This window comes from Pseudomonas glycinae (assembly GCF_001594225.2).
Classification (GTDB): Bacteria; Pseudomonadota; Gammaproteobacteria; order Pseudomonadales; family Pseudomonadaceae; genus Aquipseudomonas; species Aquipseudomonas glycinae.
Genome location: NZ_CP014205.2, coordinates 6,312,612 through 6,331,045, shown reverse-complemented (window position 1 = coordinate 6,331,045; position 18,434 = coordinate 6,312,612). Strand labels below are relative to the sequence as shown.

Annotated in this window: 16 protein-coding genes and 1 other RNA gene; 11 read left to right on the top strand and 6 right to left on the bottom strand. The window is 61.7% G+C overall.

Annotated features, from left to right (window positions below; all coding sequences use genetic code 11):
- Positions 1-192: 192 nt before the first annotated feature.
- The 5 genes from zipA to AWU82_RS28830 all read left to right on the top strand — a co-directional run bounded on the left by zipA (position 193) and on the right by AWU82_RS28830 (position 7,208).
- Entirely contained in the window at positions 193-1,059 is an 867-nt protein-coding gene (gene zipA, locus AWU82_RS28850; protein ID WP_064378762.1) for a cell division protein ZipA, read from the top strand.
- Positions 1,060-1,147: 88 nt separating this feature from the next.
- Positions 1,148-3,505 carry an NAD-dependent DNA ligase LigA gene (gene ligA / locus AWU82_RS28845; RefSeq protein WP_064378763.1) on the top strand — a complete coding sequence of 786 codons (2,358 nt, stop codon included), beginning with the start codon at positions 1,148-1,150 and terminating at the stop codon, positions 3,503-3,505.
- Positions 3,506-3,658: 153 nt separating this feature from the next.
- Positions 3,659-4,825 carry a zinc-binding metallopeptidase family protein gene (locus AWU82_RS28840; RefSeq protein WP_064378764.1) on the top strand — a complete coding sequence of 389 codons (1,167 nt, stop codon included), beginning with the start codon at positions 3,659-3,661 and terminating at the stop codon, positions 4,823-4,825.
- 111 nt (positions 4,826-4,936) lie between these two features.
- Positions 4,937-5,033, top strand: an RNA gene (ffs, locus tag AWU82_RS28835) — signal recognition particle sRNA small type.
- Positions 5,034-5,249: 216 nt separating this feature from the next.
- Complete coding sequence (locus AWU82_RS28830) at positions 5,250-7,208, top strand: hypothetical protein (RefSeq protein WP_064378765.1); 1,959 nt, start codon at positions 5,250-5,252, stop codon at positions 7,206-7,208.
- 9 nt (positions 7,209-7,217) lie between these two features.
- On the opposite strand, the gene AWU82_RS28825 is transcribed toward AWU82_RS28830, so the two are convergent.
- Entirely contained in the window at positions 7,218-7,967 is a 750-nt protein-coding gene (locus AWU82_RS28825) for a substrate-binding periplasmic protein (RefSeq protein ID WP_064378766.1), read from the bottom strand.
- 145 nt (positions 7,968-8,112) lie between these two features.
- Between AWU82_RS28825 and dnaX the strand changes: the two genes are divergently transcribed.
- The 5 genes from dnaX (at position 8,113) to AWU82_RS28800 (ending at position 13,802) form a co-directional block, all read left to right on the top strand.
- Entirely contained in the window at positions 8,113-10,185 is a 2,073-nt protein-coding gene (gene dnaX, locus AWU82_RS28820) for a DNA polymerase III subunit gamma/tau (RefSeq protein ID WP_064378767.1), read from the top strand.
- Between the two features lie 67 nt (positions 10,186-10,252).
- Complete coding sequence (locus AWU82_RS28815) at positions 10,253-10,591, top strand: YbaB/EbfC family nucleoid-associated protein (protein ID WP_007951650.1); 339 nt, start codon at positions 10,253-10,255, stop codon at positions 10,589-10,591.
- 288 nt (positions 10,592-10,879) lie between these two features.
- The gene (gene curA, locus AWU82_RS28810; RefSeq protein ID WP_064378768.1) at positions 10,880-11,914 is read left to right on the top strand and encodes an NADPH-dependent curcumin/dihydrocurcumin reductase; all 1,035 of its coding nucleotides are present in this window, start codon (positions 10,880-10,882) and stop codon (positions 11,912-11,914) included.
- Between the two features lie 65 nt (positions 11,915-11,979).
- On the top strand, positions 11,980-12,582 hold the full coding sequence (recR, locus tag AWU82_RS28805) for a recombination mediator RecR (RefSeq protein WP_064378769.1): 603 nt from the start codon (positions 11,980-11,982) through the stop codon (positions 12,580-12,582).
- Between the two features lie 71 nt (positions 12,583-12,653).
- Positions 12,654-13,802: an acyl-CoA dehydrogenase family protein gene (locus AWU82_RS28800; RefSeq protein ID WP_064378770.1), complete on the top strand. Its 1,149-nt coding sequence runs from the start codon at positions 12,654-12,656 to the stop codon at positions 13,800-13,802.
- Between the two features lie 150 nt (positions 13,803-13,952).
- Here AWU82_RS28800 and AWU82_RS28795 read toward each other — a convergent pair whose 3' ends face one another.
- A complete protein-coding gene (locus tag AWU82_RS28795) occupies positions 13,953-14,501 on the bottom strand; it encodes an adenine phosphoribosyltransferase (protein ID WP_003223345.1) in 549 nt (182 codons plus the stop codon).
- A 78-nt stretch (positions 14,502-14,579) separates the two neighbouring features.
- The gene (locus tag AWU82_RS28790) at positions 14,580-15,314 is read right to left on the bottom strand and encodes a fumarate/nitrate reduction transcriptional regulator Fnr (protein ID WP_039770035.1); all 735 of its coding nucleotides are present in this window, start codon (positions 15,312-15,314) and stop codon (positions 14,580-14,582) included.
- Between the two features lie 155 nt (positions 15,315-15,469).
- Here AWU82_RS28790 and AWU82_RS28785 point away from each other — a divergent pair, with 155 nt between their 5' ends.
- A complete protein-coding gene (locus tag AWU82_RS28785) occupies positions 15,470-15,952 on the top strand; it encodes a hypothetical protein (protein ID WP_064378771.1) in 483 nt (160 codons plus the stop codon).
- Here the strand turns inward: AWU82_RS28785 and hemN are convergent.
- From hemN to ccoS, 3 genes are all read right to left on the bottom strand, one after another.
- Positions 15,949-17,331, bottom strand: a complete 1,383-nt coding sequence (gene hemN, locus AWU82_RS28780; RefSeq protein ID WP_064378772.1) for an oxygen-independent coproporphyrinogen III oxidase — start codon at positions 17,329-17,331, stop codon at positions 15,949-15,951. The genes AWU82_RS28785 and hemN overlap by 4 nt on opposite strands.
- 195 nt (positions 17,332-17,526) lie before the next feature.
- On the bottom strand, positions 17,527-18,210 hold the full coding sequence (locus tag AWU82_RS28775; RefSeq protein ID WP_064378773.1) for a sulfite exporter TauE/SafE family protein: 684 nt from the start codon (positions 18,208-18,210) through the stop codon (positions 17,527-17,529).
- Entirely contained in the window at positions 18,203-18,415 is a 213-nt protein-coding gene (ccoS, locus tag AWU82_RS28770; RefSeq protein ID WP_064378774.1) for a cbb3-type cytochrome oxidase assembly protein CcoS, read from the bottom strand. The genes AWU82_RS28775 and ccoS overlap by 8 nt, the downstream gene beginning before the upstream one ends.
- Positions 18,416-18,434: the final 19 nt, after the last annotated feature.

Below are 18,434 nucleotides of genomic sequence, written 5' to 3'. Positions count from 1 at the left end.
AATCGACATAATCGCGCAAGCCAATGAGACAGACGGTGTAAAGTTGTCTTTGGTCGTGCTAGTTTAATGTCAATTTTTCGTATACGTGGGCAAAACGCCTGTCAGAACATAGAGTTGGCGCCACGTTTTAAAGCGGTTTGCACAGTGTAAACCCCTTATTTTTCAGCATTTTTTATAGAGGCACGGGATTACATGGAAATCGGTCTGCGCGAGTGGCTGATCGTCATCGGCATCATTGTGATAGCCGGTATTCTTTTCGATGGCTGGCGCCGTATGCGCGGTGGCAAGGGAAAACTGAAATTCCGTCTTGACCGAAGTCTGTCCAACCTGCCGGACGAGGACACCAGCGCCGAGCTGTTGGGCCCGGCCCGCGTGCTGGATACCCATAAAGAGCCGCAACTGGACGAACACGATCTGCCATCGGTGAGCATGCCGGCCCGCGAAGCACGCGAGCCTCGCGAATCCGGTTCCAAGCGCGGCAAGCGTGGCAGCAACGGTCCGGCCCAGGGCGACCTTAACCTCGATCTGGATCTGGACGGCGGCCCGAGCTTCAGCAGCCGCGACGATGATTTCGTCGAGCCTGCCGCCAAGTCGTCGCCTGCAGTTGCCGATAAAGATCAGCCGCAAGCCGAAGAAGTGCTGGTGATCAGCGTGATCTGCCGCGATCCGGCCGGCTTCAAGGGCCCGGCACTGCTGCAGAACATTCTGGAAAGCGGTCTGCGTTTCGGCGAGATGGATATCTTCCACCGTCACGAAAGCATGGCTGGCAACGGTGAAGTGCTGTTCTCCATGGCCAACGCGGTCAAGCCGGGCATCTTCGATCTGGACGACATCGACCATTTCAGCACCCCGGCGGTGAGCTTCTTCCTCGGCCTGCCAGGCCCGCGTCACCCGAAGCAGGCCTTCGACGTGATGGTCGCGGCAGCCCGCAAGCTGTCCCAGGAACTGAACGGTGAATTGAAAGATGACCAGCGCAGCGTCCTGACCGCGCAGACCATCGAGCACTACCGTCAGCGCATCGTTGAATTCGAACGTCGCGCCCTGACCCAGAAGCGTTGATTGAAAAAGGTTGCCTCGCAATAAAGGGGCAATCGGCAAAATAGATTGAGCAGCCTCGGCTGCTCTTTTGCTTTATGAGAGAACACCCATGACTGCCGCCAAAGACCGCATTCTAGAGCTGCGCGCTGAACTCGATCAGCACAACTACCGTTACCACGTCCTCGATGAACCGAGCATTCCGGATGCCGAGTACGACCGGTTGTTCCACGAGCTCAAGGCGCTGGAAGCGGCCAACCCGGAACTGATCACCAGCGACTCGCCGACCCAGCGCGTCGGCAGCGTGGCGCTGACCGCGTTCACCCAGGTGCGTCACGAAGTGCCGATGCTCAGCCTCGGCAACGCCTTCGAAGAAACCGACATGCGCGAGTTCGACCGCCGGGTGACCGAAGGTCTGGATCTGCCGGCCGGCGATCTGTTTGGTGGTGGCGCGGCGGTAGAATACAGCTGCGAGCCGAAACTCGATGGTCTGGCGGTCAGCCTGCTGTATCAGGACGGCGTGCTGGTGCGCGGTGCCACGCGCGGCGACGGCACCACCGGCGAAGACATCAGCGTCAACGTGCGCACCGTGCGCAACATTCCGCTGAAGCTGCACGGCACGGGCTGGCCGGCGACGCTGGAAGTGCGTGGCGAAGTGTTCATGTCCAAGGCCGGTTTCGAACGCCTCAACGCCTCGCAACTGGAAGTCGGCGGCAAGACTTTCGCCAACCCGCGCAACGCCGCCGCCGGCAGCCTGCGTCAGCTAGATTCGAAGATCACCGCCAACCGGCCGCTGGAATTCTGCTGCTACGGCATCGGCCAGGTGTCCCACGATATTTCCGACACTCACATCGGCAACCTCAAGCAACTGCAAGCCTGGGGCATGCCGATCAGCCACGAATTGAAACTGGCCAAGGGCATCGGCGAATGCCTGGATTATTACCGCGATATCGGTGAGCGCCGTAATTCGCTGGCCTATGAAATCGACGGTGTGGTGTTCAAGGTCAACAGCATTGCCGATCAGCGCGAACTGGGCTTCCGCGCCCGCGAACCGCGCTGGGCCATCGCCCACAAATTCCCGGCCATGGAAGAGCTCACCGAGCTGCTCGACGTGGAATTCCAGGTCGGCCGCACCGGCGCCGTCACCCCGGTGGCGCGCTTGAAACCGGTCAAGGTCGCTGGCGTCACGGTGGCCAATGCCACGCTGCACAACATGGATGAAGTCGCACGATTGGGTCTGATGATCGGTGACACGGTGATCATTCGCCGCGCCGGTGACGTGATCCCGCAAGTGGTGCAAGTGGTCATGGAGCGTCGTCCGGAAGACGCGCGCCCTGTGCAGATTCCCGAAAGCTGCCCGGTCTGCGGATCCCACGTCGAGCGCACGCAACTGGTCAAACGCAGCAAGGGCAAGGAAACCATCAGCGAAGGTGCGGTGTATCGCTGCGTCGGCCGACTGGCCTGCGGTGCGCAGCTCAAACAGGCGATCATTCACTTTGTCTCCCGTCGGGCGATGGACATCGAAGGCCTCGGCGACAAGAGTGTCGAGCAATTGGTCGATGAGGGGCTGGTCAGTTCGCCGGCTGATCTTTATGCGCTGAAGTTCGAGGACATTGTCGATCTGGAAGGCTTTGCCGAAGTGTCGAGCAACAAGTTGCTGACCGCTATCGAAGACAGCAAGAAGCCTGGTCTGGCGCGCTTCATCTATGCGCTGGGCATTCCGGATGTCGGCGAAGAGACGGCCAAGGTGCTGGCCCGCTCGCTGGGGTCGCTGGAGCGCGTCCAGCAAGCCTTGCCGCAAGTACTGACGTATCTGCCGGACATCGGCCTGGAAGTGGCGCACGAGATTCACAGCTTCTTCGAAGATGCGCACAACCGGCAGGTGATCACCGAGCTGCTGGGTCATGGTTTGCAGATTCAGGATCAGGGCGAGCTGGGCGCCGAGTTTGCCGCGAGCACCACGCTGGGCGGCTTCCTCGACAAGCTGCACATTCCCTCGGTGGGCCCGGGCGGGGCGCAGAAGCTGGCGGACAAGTTCGAATCGCTGGAAGGGGTGATGAACGCGGACTGGCTGGACATGCGCCAGGCATTGCCGGAGAAACAGGCCAACTCGGTTCGCGAGTTCTTTGCCTTGCCCGAGCATCGTCAACTGGCTGAAGACGCCGAGAAGCAATTGCGCGATTTCGGCATGCACTGGCAGAGCGAAAAGAAAGTCGTCGAAGGCCTGCCATTGGCCGGGGAGACCTGGGTACTGACCGGCAAGGTCGAGCTGATGAGCCGCGACGTGGCCAAGGAACACCTGGAAAGCCTCGGCGCCAAGGTCGCCGGTTCGGTGTCGGCCAAGACCCATTGCGTGGTCGCCGGACCGGGTGCGGGGTCGAAACTGACCAAGGCCAACGAGCTGGGCGTGAAAGTGATGGATGAAGAGGCGTTTATCGCGTTCCTGAAAGGACACGGTATCAGCGCCTGATGATCGTTCCCACGCTCCGCGTGGGAATGCCGCCCCGGACGCTCCGCGTCCGCTGTGACGCAGAGCGTCACGGTATGCGTTACCACGCGGAGCGTGGGAACGATCTGCGTGCAGGAATGATCTAGTCTTGGCAAGCCCAAGGGAGAGATCGCCATGTACCGCTTTTTCGAGCAGCTCAGTTCCCGCATCGTCGCGCCGTTCATGGGCGAATCCTCGCGCAACAGCAAAATCTGGCCGTGCCGCTGCGGCCAGTCGCTGTTCTTTCGCAACAGTCAGTGCCTGGCCTGCAACGCGGCGCTGGGCTATCAACCGGAATACAGTCGGCTGACCTCGCTGCAACCGGGCCCGCAGGAGGGCACCTGGACGCTGGATGTCGATCCCGAAGCCGGGTTGTTCCGGCGCTGTGCCAACCTCGATACTCCTGCGGCCTGCAACTGGCTGCTGCCCGCCAACGATCACGCCAGCCTGTGCGCGGCGTGCGCTCTGAACCGCACCATCCCCGATCTGTCCGTCCCGGAAAACCCCGAACGCTGGCGCAAGGTGGAAATCGCCAAGCGGCGGCTGGTGGCGCAACTGATCAGCCTCGGCCTGCCGGTCGTCCCGAAAACCGTCGACGAAGCCACCGGCCTGGCCTTCGATTTCATCGGCGTTGATCTGCAAGGCAACGCGCCGATGACCGGTCACGCCAACGGCCTGATCACCCTCGATATCGCAGAAGCCGACGACGCCCACCGCGAGCGGGTCCGGGCGCAGATGCACGAGCCTTATCGCACGCTGCTCGGGCACTTTCGTCATGAGGTCGGGCATTATTACTGGGATCGCCTGATCGATAACGGTCCGTGGCTCGGTTCATTCCGCAATCTGTTCGGCGACGAGCGCGCCAGTTATGCCGAGGCGCTGGAACAGCATTATCAACAGGGCGCGCCGGCGGACTGGTCGCAGCACTACGTCAGCGCCTACGCCACCATGCACCCCTGGGAAGACTGGGCGGAAACCTGGGCGCATTACCTGCACATGATGGACGCGGTGGACACGGCGCTGGGTTTCGGTATGAGCGCCCGTGAAATGGATCTGGATTACCAGCCGTTTCCGCCGAGCACGCTGTACGACCCCGAGCACCCCGGCGGCGCGGCGTTCCTGTCGTTCGTCAATGCGTGGATCGAACTGGCTGGCATGCTCAACGAACTGTCGCGCAGCATGGGCCAGCCGGATTTCTATCCGTTCGTCCTGCCGCCGGCGGCGATCGCCAAGCTGCACTTCATTCATCTGGTGATCCAGCAAGAGGGCGGCCGCGCGGACGAGGTGCTGCAAGCGCAATAGCAAGTGCTTGAAGCCCTTCATATTTTTAATCTGCAACCAGCGGTTGTAACTTCGTCTCAGATAGGTACAATGGCGCGGCTCGCCGACAGGTGAGCGTCGTTATGGTGACCCTATCGGTCCCCCCGCAACGATTACCCGTGAACCTGGTCAGAGCCGGAAGGCAGCAGCCACAGCGGGAACATTGTGTGCCGGGGTGTGGCTGGTAGGGTTACCACCTTAACGACCCTCGAACGAATCAGACCGAACTGCATGGGTTTCGCCCACTGCGGTTTTTTTATGCCCGCGATTTGGCGCTTCGTCTTCAAACCCTTGCTCGCGAAGGTGTCGACGCCTCTTCAATCGCGCATACTCGCAGCCATCGAAATAAATGAAGAGTCTGGCCAGGATCGACCTTGCAAGGTCTGCGCCCTGGCCGCGAGGTTTTATGCTCCCGGAACATTCCGATTTATCCATCCCTGTGTTCTTGCCCGTCACGGATGAAACCTGCGCGAACCTGTTGCAGGCGAGTGGCGCCAAAGCCCTCGAAGCCCTCACTGATCCCGAGTTGGCGGCAGTGTTGGTTATCCAGAATCTGGTGCAGACGAAAGAGCAGGATCTCGGCGCCGTGGCGGCTGAGAAAATTCTGGCCAAACTCTTGTCTTGGGCTGCCGAAAACCGACAGTCAGCGACTGCGAGCCTGCTGTCCGAAGCGCAGCGATTGTTCGACCCGCGCAAACTGTATTTCGGTCTGAAGGTCCTGAACCCTCTGAACCTGCGTTTTCTGTTGGCCGAAGAAATATCGGCCCGCGACTACTTGTTGCCCGATGGCCAGTGGGATTTTGAATACAAAGTCCGGCGCCATCGCAGCCATGACCCGTTCAGCCAGCCGATCGTGACGCCCCGGCAACGCGAGCGTTGGTTGAGCCCGGCGCAGGACAAACTGGTCAGAACCTTCCGCGCCAACCTGGACGAAGACCTGCACGTTCAAGGCTACGCGGGGATCGGCAAAAGCCATCTGCTGGTGGCGTTGCTGGAGCATCTGCGCCCGGAAAAGACCTTATTGTTGGCGCGCACCCCGGCCAAGCTGGAGGTCCTTCGCCAGCGCATGACAGGACCGAGCGAGAAGAAGGCCGGCAAGACCTTCCTGGCGTTTGCACAGTCACTGATGCTCGGGCGCAGGCCTCAGGCTGAAGGGGCGACTCGGATTCTGAGTCGACAGGCGCTGGCGCAGGAACTGAATATCTACGGTTTCCACCACCACGATGGACAGGCGACCCTTGAACTCTGCCTCAAAGTGATCGAGCGCTATTGCCGCTTCCGCGATCACACCTTTTCGGCGAAGCATCTGCCGCATTTCAACCAGCCGCTCTCCAGCGTCGACGCTCAGGTGTTGCTGGAGTATTCGAGCCGGGTGTGGGGCTATCTCGAACTCAACCCGGCGTGGGGCAGCCAGACCGGGTTCGAAGCGCTACTGATGATCAAGCGCGCCTGCATCGCCGGTTGCGTGGTGCCGGCGCGCTACACGCACGTGTTGATCGATGAGAGCCAGGACATTCCCGGCTCGCTGTTGCAGATCATCGAGCGCGGTCGTCAGGTGCTGATTACCCTCGGTGACGAGTACCAGCAGGCCAGCGGCGTACCGGTCAAGCGGCACCGCGAGGTTCGCCAAAGCGATATCAGCTATTCCGTGCGCTCGGGCCGCAACGTCGAGCGGCTGGTCAATCCGCTGATCGCCCGGCATTCGCAGAAGGGCAAGATACCATTCGAGGGCGCCAGTGATGCTGATGTCATCATCAAGGAATATCCGGAAGGTTTCGTGCCGCCCGAGGGCTGCGTGGTCCTGACGGCATCGCTGTGGGACACGATGATCTGGGCCATCCACCTGCACGACTCCAACTGCAAATTCAGATTTCCGGACAAGCGAACCCAGGAAGACCTCAAGCATTTCATGGCCACCGCCATCGAACTGTTCAAACCTGACTTCTACCGTTCCGAATTCAGCGAAAACGGCGTGCATCCGTACTTCAGCGACCTGCCAGACTGGCAGGCCGTGTGCGACGCCAACCAGTTCGGCGAGTCGTTTCTGCGGGTCAAGGCCAAGCTGGAAGACGGTTTCATGATTGCCGACCTGACACGCCTGAACCGAATGATCGACAACGCCGGCAACGGCTGCCTGCTGATGCTCGCGGAAGAGGCGGGGGGCATGGAGTTCGACAAGGTGCTACTGACACCGGGGTTGTTGACCAACGAGAAATTCAAGGACGCCTACGCGTTCGATCAACGGATCTGCGCCGTGTACATCGCCATCTCCCGCGCCAGACTGAAGCTTTACGTGCCGTACGATGTGGTTGAGTGGGTCGAGTATCACGAGTACCAGCGGTTTCGTGATACGGCTGGGCATTGAGGGTCTGGCTCACGGTTCGCCGCCCGCGCTGCCGGTATACAACCGAATGATGTCATCAATCTCCCCTGACATTTTCATCCGCAGCAACGTCCTCAATATCTGCTGCACCGGCACGTTCGGATCATTGCGCACATAGCAGCCGACCTTCTGCTCCTGCAACACCGCCACCGCCTGCAGTTGCTGCCCGGGGAGCAGGCGCTGGTTGAACCAGTCCAGCGTCCATTGATTGCTCACTGCGTAGCGATAGCGGCCGGCCAGCAGTTTGTCGAGCACCTGCTCCTGATTGCGCGCGTCTTCGCGCCAGAGTCGATCGGCGTCGAATATCGGTTGGAGCGTGGGGTAACTGTAGCCGAGCACGGTGCCGATCGACTGGCGGGGCAGGTGGGCCGGATCGGCGCTGGGTGGTTGATCCTGACGGCTGATCAGCAGGTCACGCTGGAAGAACAGCGGGAGGCTCCAGATGTAATCGCCGGACAGGTTCGGCAGCCAGGATTGTGCGGCATAGCAGCGCACGTCGACTTCGCCGTGTTCCATGGCGTTCTGTACCCGGGCGCGGGGCAGGACGTGAAATTGTGCTGGCACGCCGACTTGGGTCGCCAGGCTGAGCATCATGTCGTAGAGGATGCCCTGGGTCGGGCGGCCGCGTTCGATCTGCACCATCGGCATCGCCCAGCTGTCGGCAACGGCGAAGCGTAGCGGCGGTTGCGACGCCATCGCGCTCAGGCTGATTCCCAGTATTGCCCCCACGGCCCACCGCATAAACGCTCCGGTAATTCCCGATCCCGAACGGATAAAAGCCCCTGCCCATGCAGCTTAGCCAGAATAGACGAGCACACCGGATGCAATTTTGCCCTTGCTCCGCTAGCATTAGCCGCTTCTGCTTCCTTTGCCGCGACGGTTTTCGATGAGTTATCAGGTTCTTGCACGTAAATGGCGTCCGCGCTCGTTCCGCGAAATGGTCGGCCAGACCCATGTGCTCAAGGCTCTGATCAATGCCTTGGACAGCCAGCGCCTGCACCACGCCTACCTCTTCACGGGTACGCGGGGCGTCGGCAAGACCACGATTGCGCGGATCATCGCCAAATGCCTGAACTGTGAAACAGGTATCACTTCAAGCCCGTGCGGCGAGTGTTCGGTGTGCCGCGAGATCGATGAAGGCCGTTTCGTCGACCTGATCGAGATCGACGCCGCGAGCCGGACCAAGGTCGAGGACACCCGCGAGCTGCTCGACAACGTGCAGTACGCCCCGAGCCGCGGGCGCTTCAAGGTCTACCTGATCGACGAAGTGCACATGCTCTCCAGCCATTCTTTCAATGCGCTGCTGAAAACCCTCGAAGAGCCGCCGCCCTACGTCAAGTTCATCCTGGCGACCACCGACCCGCAGAAACTTCCGGCAACGATTTTGTCGCGATGCCTGCAGTTCTCCCTGAAGAACATGACGCCTGAGCGGGTCGTCGAGCATCTGACCCACGTTCTGGGCGCCGAAAACGTACCGTTCGAAGACGACGCACTGTGGCTGCTCGGCCGCGCGGCCGACGGTTCGATGCGTGATGCCATGAGCCTGACCGACCAGGCCATTGCCTTCGGTGAAGGCAAAGTGTTGGCCGCCGATGTGCGGGCGATGCTCGGTACGCTGGATCACGGCCAGGTTTACGACGTGCTGCACGCGCTGATCGAAGGCGACGCCAAGGCATTGCTAGAGGCCGTGCGCCATCTGGCCGAACAGGGGCCGGACTGGAACGGCGTGCTCTCGGAAATTCTCAACGTGCTGCACCGTGTCGCCATCGCCCAGGCCTTGCCGGAAGGTGTCGACAACGGCCACGGCGACCGTGACCGGGTGCTGGCCCTGGCCCAGGCCTTGCCGGCCGAAGACGTGCAGTTCTATTACCAGATGGGCCTGATCGGTCGCCGCGACTTGCCGCTGGCGCCGGACCCGCGAGGCGGTTTCGAAATGGTGCTGCTGCGGATGCTGGCCTTCCGGCCGGCAGACACGGCGGACGCCCCGAGGCAACCGCTAAAGCCAGTGGGGATCAGCCAGGCCACAGTTGATTCCGCAAACTCAGTGGCTGCCGCGCCGAAACCTGCGCCGGTAGTTGCTGCGGCTGTTGCGCCGGCGCCAGCTCCCGAGCCTGCACCGGTTGCCCCGGTGATTGCGCCTGAACCCGTTCCTGAGCCCGTTCCTGAGCCCGAGCCCGAGCCGGTCGCCGTCGAAGAAGTCGTCGATCTGCCGTGGAATGACCCGGTAGAGCCGGCGCCTGTGCAGCAGCCAGCGGTCGAGCCGGTGCTGGAAACCACCGCCGAGCAGCCGGACCTGCCGCCAATGCCGCTGCCGACCCCGGACAGCGTCGTGCCGGACGCACCGGAGTGGGCCGCCGCGCCGATCCCCGAGCCATCGGTAGCCGACGTCGATGCCGCCACACCGGGCATGGACATGGACGACGAGCCGCCGCTCGACGAGGATTACATCGAGCCGGACATGGATTCGGCCTACAGTTACCTCGACGATCTGGCCAGCGAGCACGCCGCAGAGCCAGCCCCCGAACCCGAGCCGGAACCCGCCGCCGCGCCGGCCACCGGCCTGGCCCTGCAATGGCTGGAGCTGTTCCCGCAACTGCCGATCTCCGGGATGACCGGCAGCATCGCCGCCAACTGCACGCTGATCGCGGTCGATGGCGACAACTGGCTGATGCACCTGGACCCGGCCCACAGCGCCTTGTTCAACGCCACCCAGCAACGTCGTCTGAACGATGCGCTGAACCAGTTCCACGGGCGCACGCTGACCCTGACCATCGAGCTGATCAAGCCCGAGCAGGAAACCCCGGCCCAGGCCGCGTCCCGGCGCCGTGCCAACCGTCAGCGCGAGGCGGAGGAGTCGATCCACGGCGATCCGTTCATCCAGCAGATGGTGCAGCAGTTCGGTGCGGTCGTGCGACACGATACTATTGAACCTGTCGACGCCCTGGTCAGTCAGGGCTAATAACTGAGGGCGTCCGGCCTGTATGGCCGGGCGCTGTTTTGATCCAAGTACTTTTGAGGTGATTCCCATGATGAAAGGTGGCATGGCCGGCCTGATGAAGCAGGCGCAGCAGATGCAGGAAAAAATGGCCAAGATGCAGGAAGAGCTGGCCAACGCCGAAGTCACCGGCAAAGCCGGTGGCGATCTGGTCACCGTGGTGATGACCGGTCGTCATGACGTGAAGAAAGTCAGCATCGACCCGAGCGTACTGCCGGGCCTGGACGAAGATGACCGCGAAGTGGTCGAGGATCTGGTGGCCGCTGCCGTCAACGCCGCTGTGCGTCAGATCGAAGCCAACAGCCAGGCGAAAATGGGCAGCATGACCGCGGGCATGAACCTGCCGGCCGGTATGAAACTGCCGTTCTGATTCGCCTTTGCGGGTTGGATGAGCTACAAAAAATGCCAGGCATCGCGCCTGGCATTTTTGTTTCCGCCCGATCGTTCCCACGTCGAGGCGTCGAACCGTCTGCGTGGGAATGCAGCCGGGGACGCTCCGCGTCCCAAATCCAACGCCGTACACGGAGCGTCCGTTAAGCTATTCCCGCGTGGGCAGATCGAGACCTCGAACGGGCAACGATTATCAAGCGGAACGCACCATGCCCACCAAGGTCTGCTTCCTATACCCTCGAATTCATCATTCACAGGAGACGCTGACATGTCCGACCCTCTGACCCTCAATCAACGCTTCGTGCTGGCCTCGCGTCCGGTGGGCGCGCCAACGCCCGAGAACTTCCGTCTGGAGCGCGAGGCGCTGCCGGACCTTGAAGATGGCCAGGTGTTGCTCAAGACCCTGTATCTGTCGCTCGATCCCTACATGCGCGGGCGCATGAGTGACGCGCCGTCCTACGCGGCGCCGGTACAAATCGGCGAAGTGATGACCGGCGGCGCTGTCAGCCGGGTCGAGCAGTCACGTCATCCGAAATTCCACCCCGGCGATCTGGTGGTCGGTGCCACCGGTTGGCAAAGCCACAGCATCAGCGATGGTCGCAATATCATCCCGATCCCGTCCGGCCTGCCGAGTCCGTCGATGGCCCTCGGCGTGCTGGGCATGCCCGGCATGACCGCGTACATGGGGCTGATGGACATCGGCCAGCCAAAAGAAGGGGAGACTCTGGTAGTTGCCGCTGCTTCCGGCGCAGTGGGCTCGGTGGTCGGTCAGGTGGCGAAGATCAAAGGCCTGCGCGCCGTCGGCGTGGCCGGTGGTGCCGAGAAGTGCAAATACGTGGTCGAGGAACTGGGCTTCGACGCCTGTATCGATCACAAGGCACCGGACTTCGCCGAGCAACTGGCCAAGGCCTGCCCCAATGGCGTCGACATCTATTACGAAAACGTCGGCGGCCACGTCTTTGATGCGGTCGTGCCGCTGCTCAATCCCAAGGCGCGGATCCCGCTGTGCGGCCTGATTGCCGGCTACAACGCCTCGGAAGCGCCGAAAGGCCCGGATCGTTTGCCCGCCTTGCAACGCACCTTGCTGACCAAACGCGTACGGATTCAGGGTTTCATCGTGTTCGACGACTACGGCGACCGTCAGCCGGAATTCATCAGCGTCATGGTGCCGTGGGTACGCGATGGCAAGGTGAAGTTCCGCGAGGACGTGGTCGAGGGCCTGGAGCAGGCGCCTGAGGCGTTTATCGGGCTGCTGGAGGGACGCAACTTCGGCAAACTGGTGGTGAAGGTCGCCCAGGACTGAGGATTTGACGCTGGCCGGAGGCGCGGGTATAAACCGCGTCTCGTTGTTTTGTCGGACTTTTTCCCATGAGCTTCAGCCCTTTGATTCGCCAACTGATCGATGCCCTGCGAATTTTGCCGGGCGTGGGTCAGAAAACTGCCCAGCGTATGGCGTTGCAGTTGCTCGAACGTGACCGCAGCGGCGGTACGCGCCTGGCCCAGGCCTTGAGCCAGGCCATGGAAGGGGTCGGACACTGCCGCCAGTGCCGCACGCTGACCGAAGACGATCTGTGCCCGCAATGCGCCGACACCCGCCGCGACGACACGTTGCTGTGCGTGGTGGAAGGGCCGATGGACGTCTACGCGGTCGAGCAGACCGGATTTCGCGGTCGCTATTTCGTGCTCAAGGGGCACCTGTCGCCGCTGGACGGGCTCGGCCCGGAGGCCATCGGCATTCCGCAATTGATGGCGCGGATCGAAGAGGCGGGCACCTTCACCGAAGTCATCCTCGCCACCAACCCGACCGTGGAAGGTGAAGCGACCGCCCACTACATCGCCCAGTTGCTGCAGAACAAAGGCCTGATCGCCTCACGCATCGCTCACGGTGTACCACTGGGCGGCGAACTGGAGTTGGTGGACGGCGGCACGCTGGCTCACTCGTTTGCCGGGCGCAAGCCGATTTCCCTCTGAGCCACACAATACTGTTGAAAACCAAGCAAGCGCTCGGTTAAGTTCGGCGAACCCTTCCATGGAGTTCGCCGATGCCCGCCTTCCAGGAATACTTCGACCCCAGCCACCAATTGGTCCGCGACAGCGTCAGACGTTTCGTAGAGCGCGAGATCCTGCCGGACATCGATGCGTGGGAAGAAGCCGAAAACTTTCCCCGTGAGCTGTACCTCAAGGCCGGTGCGGCTGGCATCCTCGGCATCGGTTACCCCGAAGCGCTGGGCGGCAGTCATGAAGGTGACCTGTTCGCCAAGATCGCCGCCAGCGAAGAACTGATGCGTTGCGGCTCCGGCGGGCTGGTGGCCGGGCTCGGTTCGCTCGACATCGGTTTGCCGCCGATCGTCAAATGGGCCCGGCCGGAAGTCCGCGACCGCGTCGTCCCCCAGGTGCTCAGCGGCGAGAAGATCAGCGCCTTGGCCGTCACCGAGCCGGGCGGCGGTTCCGACGTCGCCAACCTGCAGACCCGCGCCGTACGCGACGGTGATCATTACCGGGTCAGCGGCAGCAAAACCTTTATCACCAGTGGCGTGCGCGCCGACTACTACACCGTCGCGGTGCGCACCGGTGCACCTGGTTTTGGCGGCATCAGCCTGCTGCTGATCGAGAAGGGCACGCCAGGTTTCACTGTCGGCCGGCAACTGAAGAAAATGGGCTGGTGGGCGTCAGACACCGCTGAATTGTTCTTCGACGATTGCCGGGTGCCTGTAGGAAACCTGATTGGCGCGCAGAACATGGGCTTTGCCTGCATCATGGGCAACTTTCAGAGCGAGCGTCTGGCGCTGGCGCTGATGGCCAATATGACCGCGCAACTGGCGCTGGAAGAGAGCGTGAAGTGGGCGAAGGAGCGTGAAGCGTTCGGCAAACCCATCGGCAAGTTTCAGGTGATCAAGCATCGCCTCGCGGAAATGGCCACGTCGCTGGAAGTCTCGCGGGAGTTCACCTACCGGCAGGCGGCGAAGATGGCGGCGGGGCAGAGCGTGATCAAGGAGATTTCCATGGCCAAGAACTTCGCCACGGACACTTCGGACCGCATCACCAATGAAGCGGTGCAGATTCTCGGTGGGCTGGGTTATATGCGCGAAAGCCTGGTGGAGCGGGTGTACCGGGATAACCGTATCTTGTCGATTGGCGGCGGGACGCGGGAGGTGATGAACGAAATCATCAGCAAGCAGATGGGACTCTGACTGATCGTCCCTACACGGAGGACTGATCGTTCCCACGCTCTGCGTGGGAATGCCTCAACGGACGCTCCGCGTTCGGCTTTGGAAGGGACGCGGAGCGTCCCGGGCTGCATTCCCACGCAGAGCGTGGGAACGATCGAGGTGCGGGGCTGATTACTTGTCAGTCAACGCAAACTGCGTCAGGCAGAACGTCGGAATCCCCATGTCCTCAAGACGCTGCGAACCACCCAACTCTGGCAGATCAATGATCGCCGCTGCTTCATGAACCCGGGCGCCCATGCGGCGGATCAGGTTGGCCGCTGCGATCAGCGTGCCGCCGGTGGCGATCAGGTCATCGAACATCACCACCGAGTCGCCTTCACACAGGCTGTCGGCGTGCACTTCCAGAAACGCTTCGCCGTACTCGGTCGCGTAACCTTCAGCCAGCACGTCCGCCGGTAGTTTGCCTTGCTTGCGAAACAGCACCAGCGGCTTGTTCAACTGATAGGCCAGCACCGAACCGATCAGGAAACCACGCGCATCCATTGCGCCGATGTGGGTGAAGTCGGCTTCCACGTAGCGATGGGCGAAGCTGTCCATCACCAGGCGCAGGGCCTTGGGCGACTGGAACAGCGGGGTGATGTCGCGAAAGATCACGCCCGGTTTCGGGAAGTCGATCACAGGGCGGATTAGGGATTTGATGTCGAAGGAGTCGAAGACCATCGTCGAAGTGTCCTGGCAGGGCTGCAAACGGCGCAGTATACCCGCGGCTGAAACGATTCGCTCGGCCGCGGGTCGAGATCAGACTTCGAGCGAGCCGCCGGCCAGGGCGCAGAGCTGGATCGGGTCGAGGATATGGATTTCCTTGCCTTCGGCGGCGATCAGTTCGTTTTGCTGGAAGCGGGTGAAGACCCGGGACACGGTTTCCACTGCCAGCCCCAGATAGTTGCCGATTTCATTGCGCGACATGCTCAGGCGGAACTGGTTGGCCGAGAAACCGCGAGCGCGGAAACGCGCCGACAGGTTGACCAGGAAGGTGGCGATGCGCTCGTCGGCGGTTTTCTTCGACAGCAGCAACATCATTTGCTGGTCGTCGCGGATTTCCCGGCTCATCACGCGCATCAGCTGACGGCGCAGCTGCGGCAATTGCAGGGCCAGTTCGTCGAGGCGTTCGAACGGAATCTCGCAGACCGAAGTGGTTTCCAGGGCTTGGGCGGAAACCGGGTGTTTCTCGGTGTCCATGCCGGATAGCCCGACCAGTTCGCTCGGCAGGTGGAAGCCGGTCAGTTGTTCTTCGCCGGTATCGCTCAGGCTGAAGGTCTTCAGGGCGCCGGAGCGTACTGCATAAACGGAATCGAAGGTGTCGCCCTGGCGGAACAGGAACTCACCCTTTTTCAACGGGCGACCCCGTTTAACGATTTCGTCCAGCGCTTCCATGTCTTCCAGATTCAGCGAAAGTGGCAGGCAGAGAGGGGCCAGGCTGCAATCCTTGCAATTAGCCTGGTTGTGAGCGCGCAGTTTAACTGGCTCGGACATTTCTTGGATCCTTGTGGGAAAACACACATAAGGCGTAAGGGTAACCCAGCGGAGGACATTCAGGCCAGCCTGTGGCGAGATTGCCCCCACGGCATAAAGCCGCAGGGATGACGGCCGATAAACAGGTATCTGACGGCATGCAAGGAACCGCTTCGATGACTGCTATTGGTACGCTGACCCCCGGTAACAGTGGCGTTGCGTCGTTGCTGGAAAGTTCTGAAACCTCCGTTGATGATGAGTCCGGCACAGACGCGGCATCATTGGGAAGCCCGACCTTGGTCGAGGGCATCAAAGTGTCGCTGTCCGGTGCCGCCATTGCTAAATCCGCCGGTGCCGGCGGGAAAAACCGCGATATCGAAGAAAGCGACCTGCCGGAAAACGTCCAGCAATTGCTGAAGATGATTCGCAAGTTTCGCCAGCAGATCGCCGAGAAGAACGCCCAGATCAACGCGCTGATGGCCAACAAGACCCTTTCCAATGAAGAGCGGTTCGCCAAGATCGCTGCCCTTAAAGGTGCCATCTCCGCCCTCAACAACGGTCTGATCACCGCCAATCTGTCTCTGGCCAAGGTCATCGACCAATCAAGCCTGACCGCTGAACAGAACCTTAAAACCAACTCGCTGCTGATGAAGAGCTAAATCACCCGCGAAAAACGCTGGCGATTTTGCTGTTCCAGGTAGGCGTCGAACACCATGCACACCGAGCGCACCAGCAGGCGTCCGGCCGGCAGCACGGTGATGCGCTCGCGATCCAGTTCGATCAGCCCGTCCTGCGCCATGCTCTGCAGTTGCGGCCAAAGTGCGCCGAAGTAGCCCTGAAAATCGATATTGAAGCTGCGCTCGATCTCGGCGAAATCCAGGCTGAAGTTGCAGATCAGTTGCTGAATTACCGCGCGGCGCAGGCGATCGTCAGCGTTGCACACCAGGCCCCGGCTGGTTGCCAGTTGCGCGCCGGCCAGAGTGTTCTGGTAGTGATTGAGGTCGCTGCTGTTCTGGCAGTACAGATCACCGATCTGGCTGATCGCCGACACGCCCAGGCCGATCAGGTCACAGTGACCGTGGGTGGTGTAGCCCTGGAAATTGCGTTGCAGGGTCGACTCTTCCTGAGCAATCGCCAGTTCATCGTCGGGCAGGGCGAAGTGGTCCATACCGATGTAGCGATAGCCGGCGGCGGTCAGTTGTTCGATGGTGCGTTGCAGCATTTCCAGTTTCTGCGCCGGACTCGGCAGTTCGTTGCCATTGATCCGCCGCTGCGGCATGAAGCGTTCCGGCAGGTGCGCGTAGTTGAATACCGAGAGCCGGTCCGGTTGCAGGCTGATGACTTCCTCGACGGTACGGGCGAAGTTGTCCGGGGTCTGCTTGGGCAGGCCGTAGATCAGATCGATGTTGATCGAGCGAAATTGCAGGGTGCGCGCCGCGTCGATCACGGCGCGGGTTTCTTCCAGGCTTTGCAGGCGATTGATCGCCCGCTGCACCGCCGGGTCGAGATCCTGCAGGCCGATGCTGACCCGGTTGAAGCCCAGCTCCCGCAGCAGGCCCATGGTCGACCAGTCGGCTTCGCGTGGATCGATTTCGATGCCGTAATCGCCGGAATCGTCATCCAGCAGATTGAAATGTTTGCGCAGGTGCGCCATCAACTGGCGCAATTCATCGTGGCTGAGAAAGGTCGGCGTGCCGCCGCCGAAGTGCAGTTGCTCGACTTTCTGTGCCGGGTCGAGGTGGCAGGCGATCAGCTGGATTTCCTGCTCGAGCCGTTGCAGATACGGCAACGCGCGGCCGCGATCCTTGGTGATGACCTTGTTGCAGGCGCAGTAGTAGCAAATGTTCGCGCAGAACGGCACGTGCACGTACAGCGACAGCGGCCGCAGGGCCTTGCGGCTGTCGCGCAGGGCGTGGAACAGGTCGAAGGTGCCGACCTGACTGTGAAATTGCACGGCCGTCGGGTACGAGGTGTAGCGCGGCCCCGCCAGGTCGTAGCGGCGGATCAAATCGGTGTCCCAACGAATGGCGTCGAGCATGCGGGCATTCCCCCGGTTAGGCTGGCAGTGTGCCGAGTCTAGGGGAGGGCGCGAAAAGGCATCTTGATTTGCATCAACGGGGATATCGGTGTTGCCAGTGCGGGCCTCTTCGCGAGCAAGCTCGCCCCCACAGGTTTTGTGCAGGCCACAACTATCCTGTGGGAGCGAGCTCGCTCGCGAAGGCAGCGCTGCCGATCAGTGGCCCATCAGCCAGTGCTGGTGCGGCCCCGGCAGGGTCCAGATGCCGAACAGGATCACCAAAAGACCGCCGGCCATGCGCACGCTGCGTTTGCGCAACAGTGCAGTCACTCGTTCCGCCGCGAGTCCGGTCGCCAGCAACACTGGCCAGGTGCCGAGCCCGAAGGCGAGCATCAGCAACGCGCTGTCCAGCGCATTACCCTGACTGGCCGACCACAGCAACGTGCTGTAAACCAGCCCGCACGGCAGCCAGCCCCACAGCGCGCCGAGCAGCAAGGCGCGGGGCAGGCTCGACACCGGCAACAGCCGATTGGCGACGGGTTGAATGTAGCGCCACAGACCACGGCCCAGGCTTTCAATGCGTGTCAGGCCGCTCCACCAGCCTGCCAGGTACAGGCCCATGGCGATCAGCAGCAAACCCGCGATCACGCGCATGAACAGCGCGGCTGGACTGTTGGCCACCGCCCATCCTGCCAGCCCGATCAGCAACCCGGCCGTGGCATAGCTGAGGATGCGCCCGAGGTTATAGGCCAGCAGCAATCGAAAACGTCGGCTGCGTTGTTCCTTGGGAATCGCCAGGGTCAGCGCGCCCATCAGACCACCGCACATGCCCAGGCAATGCCCGCCGCCGAGCAGGCCGAGAATCAACGCAGACACCAGCAGTGGCGCCAGTTCAAGCATGGGGTGGCGCCTTGTCGTCCGGTTTGCTCGGGTTGGCTTCGTCCACTGCGGCGGTGTGGTTCGGGTCCTGATCGTCGAACAGGATGCTGTGGGCCGGGCCGTCGAGGTCGTCGTACTGGCCGCTGTCCACCGCCCAGAAGAAGATGTAGACGGCGATGGCCACGATCAGCAGCGCGGCCGGAATCATCACGTAGAGAGCTGGCATCTGTACTCCATGCCCGCGC